Source organism: Zwartia panacis, from assembly GCF_030410395.1.
Lineage (GTDB): Bacteria > Pseudomonadota > Gammaproteobacteria > Burkholderiales > Burkholderiaceae_B > Zwartia > Zwartia panacis.
Genome location: NZ_JAUHHF010000023.1, coordinates 1 through 5,367, shown reverse-complemented (window position 1 = coordinate 5,367; position 5,367 = coordinate 1). Strand labels below are relative to the sequence as shown.

The following is a 5,367-nucleotide window of genomic DNA, read 5'->3' as shown; positions in this document are numbered from 1 at the left end:
CGGGTTGGATGTTTTGACTACAGCCGTTATTCACGACTTTACATATTTATTTGAACGGCACTTTAACTCTACAACAATCAGGTCATTAACCTGTAGGGTTATAGGATCAAGCCGCACGGGCAATTAGTATCAGTTAGCTTAACGCATTACTGCGCTTCCACACCTGACCTATCAACGTCCTGGTCTTGAACGACCCTTCAGGGGGCTCTAGGCCCCGGGATACCTAATCTTCAGACGAGTTTCCCGCTTAGATGCCTTCAGCGGTTATCTCTTCCGTACATAGCTACCCGGCAATGCCATTGGCATGACAACCGGTACACCAGAGGTACGTCCACTCCGGTCCTCTCGTACTAGGAGCAGGCTCCGTCAAGTATCCAACGCCCACGGCAGATAGGGACCAAACTGTCTCACGACGTTTTAAACCCAGCTCACGTACCTCTTTAAATGGCGAACAGCCATACCCTTGGGACCGGCTACAGCCCCAGGATGAGATGAGCCGACATCGAGGTGCCAAACACCGCCGTCGATATGAACTCTTGGGCGGTATCAGCCTGTTATCCCCAGAGTACCTTTTATCCGTTGAGCGATGGCCCTTCCATACAGAACCACCGGATCACTATGTCCTGCTTTCGCACCTGTTCGACTTGTCAGTCTCACAGTCAAGCACGCTTATGCCATTGCACTATCAGCACGATTTCCGACCGTACCTAGCGTACCTTCGAACTCCTCCGTTACACTTTGGGAGGAGACCGCCCCAGTCAAACTGCCCACCATGCACTGTCCCCGACCCGGATAACGGGCCAAGGTTAGAACCGCAAACAAACCAGGGTGGTATTTCAAGGTTGACTCCACGCGATCTAGCGACCACGCTTCAACGTCTCCCACCTATCCTACACAGGCCGGTTCACAGTCCAATGCAAAGCTACAGTAAAGGTTCATGGGGTCTTTCCGTCTAGCCGCGGGTAGATTGCATCATCACAAACACTTCAACTTCGCTGAGTCTCAGGAGGAGACAGTGTGGCCATCGTTACGCCATTCGTGCAGGTCGGAACTTACCCGACAAGGAATTTCGCTACCTTAGGACCGTTATAGTTACGGCCGCCGTTTACCGGGGCTTCGATCAAGAGCTTGCACCCCATCAATTAACCTTCCGGCACCGGGCAGGCGTCACACCCTATACGTCGACTTTCGTCTTAGCAGAGTGCTGTGTTTTTAATAAACAGTCGCAGCCACCGATTCTCTGCGGCCTCATCATGCTCCGAGCGCGAGCTCTTCACACTACCGAGGCATACCTTCTCCCGAAGTTACGGTATCAATTTGCCGAGTTCCTTCTCCTGAGTTCTCTCAAGCGCCTTGGAATATTCATCCCGTCCACCTGTGTCGGTTTGCGGTACGGTCTTGTATGGCTGAAGCTTAGAGGCTTTTCTTGGAACCACTTCCAGTTACTTCGCGAACAAGTTCGCTCGTGCCACACCCTTGAATCCCGCGCCCGGATTTACCTAAGCGCCTTCTCCAATGCAGCAACAGGGACATCCAACACCCTGATAACCTTCCGCAATCCGTCCCCCCATCGCACCATACAATGGTGCTGGAATATTAACCAGCTTCCCATCAGCTACGCATCTCTGCCTCACCTTAGGGGCCGACTCACCCTGCGCCGATGAACGTTGCGCAGGAAACCTTGGACTTACGGCGAGGGGGCTTTTCACCCCCTTTATCGCTACTCATGTCAGCATTCGCACTTCCGATACCTCCAGCAGCCTTTACAAGCCACCTTCGCAGGCTTACGGAACGCTCTCCTACCGCGTGCAATAAATTGCACACCCGCAGCTTCGGTCTATCGCTTAGCCCCGTTACATCTTCCGCGCAGGACGACTCGATCAGTGAGCTATTACGCTTTCTTTAAAGGATGGCTGCTTCTAAGCCAACCTCCTGACTGTCTATGCCTTCCCACTTCGTTTCCCACTTAGCGATAGTTTGGGACCTTAGCTGGCGGTCTGGGTTGTTTCCCTCTTGAGTCCGGACGTTAGCACCCGGTGCTCTGTCTCCCTCGCTGTACTTGCCGGTATTCGGAGTTTGCCATGGTTTGGTAAGTCGCCATGACCCCCTAGCCATAACAGTGCTCTACCCCCGGCAGTAATACGAGAGGCACTACCTAAATAGTTTTCGGAGAGAACCAGCTATTTCCAGGTTTGTTTAGCCTTTCACCCCTATCCACAGCTCATCCCCTAATTTTTCAACATTAGTGGGTTCGGTCCTCCAGCACGTGTTACCGTGCCTTCAACCTGGCCATGGATAGATCACCTGGTTTCGGGTCTACACCCAGCGACTTGACGCCCTATTCGGACTCGCTTTCGCTACGCCTTCCCTATTCGGTTAAGCTTGCCACTGAATGTAAGTCGCTGACCCATTATACAAAAGGTACGCAGTCACCCCTTGCGAGGCTCCTACTGTTTGTATGCATACGGTTTCAGGATCTATTTCACTCCCCTTCCGGGGTTCTTTTCGCCTTTCCCTCACGGTACTGGTTCACTATCGGTCGATCACGAGTATTTAGCCTTGGAGGATGGTCCCCCCATCTTCAGACAGGATTACACGTGTCCCGCCCTACTTATCGTACGCTTAGTTCCACAATCAGAATTTCGTCTACAGGGCTATCACCTGCTATGGCGGGGCTTTCCATCCCCTTCAACTATTCCAACTGCTAAAACGTACAGGCTCTTCCGATTTCGCTCGCCACTACTTTCGGAATCTCGGTTGATTTCTTTTCCTCGAGCTACTGAGATGTTTCAGTTCGCCCGGTTCGCCTCCTCAGACCTATGTATTCAGTCTGGGATACCGCTTACGCGGTGGGTTTCCCCATTCGGACATCTACGGATCAATGCTTGTTTGCCAGCTCCCCGTAGCTTTTCGCAGGCTACCACGCCCTTCTTCGCCTGTGATCGCCAAGGCATCCACCATATGCACTTAGTCGCTTGATCCTATAACCATAAAGGCTATAAGACGCTGATTTACTTGTAGCGTTTGTGCCGTTCTTCATCTTTGGCACTCCATCAAACATCCCGGTACAGATCGCTCCGCACCCGATGCTCAATAGAGCTTGAGAATTGAACAAATTACTATGCAATCACAACCCGTTATTCGTGACACATACACACCACGCGCATCCAAAGATGCTCGTCGTACATATGCACACCAAAAACTTTTCGTTGTGCTTCTTCCAGATTGTTAAAGAACAAGGCACTTCCATTAGACATAAAGCCTAACTCTTAATACACGATCCGATCCGCAGCCTTCACCACTGATCTCATGCACTAAGAGTTAAACACTACGAAGTAATCGCCACGGAGTAAACACTATGGAGTAAACGCTACGGCACCCAAAGTCAATCTACACCGCTTCGACTCACCGTTCGTTGGTGGAGGATGACGGGATCGAACCGACGACCCCCTGCTTGCAAAGCAGGTGCTCTCCCAGCTGAGCTAATCCCCCAAAACCCTGGTGGGTCTGGTTGGACTCGAACCAACGACCCCCGCCTTATCAAGACGGTGCTCTAACCAGCTGAGCTACAGACCCGGCCGACTCGGCATTCGACTTTCAACTACTCTTTACAGCTTAAAACCCTTGTTGCTTCTAAACTAACAACCGATAAGTGTGAGCGCTTTGGCTTCGTGTACGCTGCTCTGAAAGGAGGTGATCCAGCCGCACCTTCCGATACGGCTACCTTGTTACGACTTCACCCCAGTCATGAACCCCACCGTGGTAATCGCCCCCCTTGCGGTTAGGCTAACTACTTCTGGTGAAACCCACTCCCATGGTGTGACGGGCGGTGTGTACAAGACCCGGGAACGTATTCACCGCGACATGCTGATCCGCGATTACTAGCGATTCCGACTTCATGTAGTCGAGTTGCAGACTACAATCCGGACTACGATCGGGTTTCTGGGATTGGCTCCCCCTCGCGGGTTGGCGACCCTCTGTCCCGACCATTGTATGACGTGTGAAGCCCTACCCATAAGGGCCATGAGGACTTGACGTCATCCCCACCTTCCTCCGGTTTGTCACCGGCAGTCTCATTAGAGTGCCCTTTCGTAGCAACTAATGACAAGGGTTGCGCTCGTTGCGGGACTTAACCCAACATCTCACGACACGAGCTGACGACAGCCATGCAGCACCTGTGTTCCGGTTCTCTTGCGAGCACTCCCAAATCTCTTCGGGATTCCAGACATGTCAAGGGTAGGTAAGGTTTTTCGCGTTGCATCGAATTAATCCACATCATCCACCGCTTGTGCGGGTCCCCGTCAATTCCTTTGAGTTTTAATCTTGCGACCGTACTCCCCAGGCGGTCAACTTCACGCGTTAGCTGCGCTACTAAGGCCCGAAGGCCCCAACAGCTAGTTGACATCGTTTAGGGCGTGGACTACCAGGGTATCTAATCCTGTTTGCTCCCCACGCTTTCGTGCATGAGCGTCAGTATTATCCCAGGGGGCTGCCTTCGCCATCGGTGTTCCTCCGCATATCTACGCATTTCACTGCTACACGCGGAATTCCACCCCCCTCTGACATACTCTAGCTCGGTAGTTAAAAGTGCAGTTCCAAGGTTGAGCCCTGGGATTTCACACCTCTCTTTCCGAACCGCCTGCGCACGCTTTACGCCCAGTAATTCCGATTAACGCTTGCACCCTACGTATTACCGCGGCTGCTGGCACGTAGTTAGCCGGTGCTTATTCTGCAGGTACCGTCATCCACACCAAGTATTAATTGATGCGATTTCTTTCCTGCCAAAAGTGCTTTACAACCCGAAGGCCTTCATCGCACACGCGGAATGGCTGGATCAGGGTTTCCCCCATTGTCCAAAATTCCCCACTGCTGCCTCCCGTAGGAGTCTGGGCCGTGTCTCAGTCCCAGTGTGGCTGGTCGTCCTCTCAAACCAGCTACGGATCGTCGCCTTGGTGAGCCTTTACCTCACCAACTAGCTAATCCGATATCGGCCGCTCCAATAGTGAGAGGTCTTGCGATCCCCCCCTTTCCCCCGTAGGGCGTATGCGGTATTAGCTACTCTTTCGAGTAGTTATCCCCCGCTACTGGGCACGTTCCGATACATTACTCACCCGTTCGCCACTCGCCGCCAGACCGAAGTCCGCGCTGCCGTTCGACTTGCATGTGTAAGGCATCCCGCTAGCGTTCAATCTGAGCCAGGATCAAACTCTTCAGTTTAATCTCTGTATAAATCGTATTTCCATGACCTGAGTAAACCCAGGCCGGTGATACGTCGCTGCTCAAAGGAAGTGAGGTTATTTACATCAAGCTTTTACACTTAACATTCATTTCCAAACTTCTTTGTGAGCACTTGATTTCGTTTGCAAT

The 5,367-nt window shown here is 52.2% G+C and carries 2 tRNA genes and 2 rRNA genes; all 4 read right to left on the bottom strand.

Annotated elements, in window-relative coordinates:
* Positions 1–102 precede the first annotated feature (102 nt).
* Positions 103–2,981 (bottom strand): 23S ribosomal RNA (locus tag QWY30_RS15750).
* A gap of 435 nt (positions 2,982–3,416) precedes the next feature.
* A tRNA-Ala gene (locus QWY30_RS15745) sits at positions 3,417–3,492 on the bottom strand.
* Positions 3,493–3,499: 7 nt separating this feature from the next.
* Positions 3,500–3,576 (bottom strand) — tRNA-Ile (locus QWY30_RS15740).
* A 110-nt stretch (positions 3,577–3,686) separates the two neighbouring features.
* A 16S ribosomal RNA gene (locus QWY30_RS15735) occupies positions 3,687–5,217 on the bottom strand.
* The 16S and 23S rRNA genes sit together here with 2 tRNA genes alongside, the layout of an rRNA operon.
* Positions 5,218–5,367: the final 150 nt, after the last annotated feature.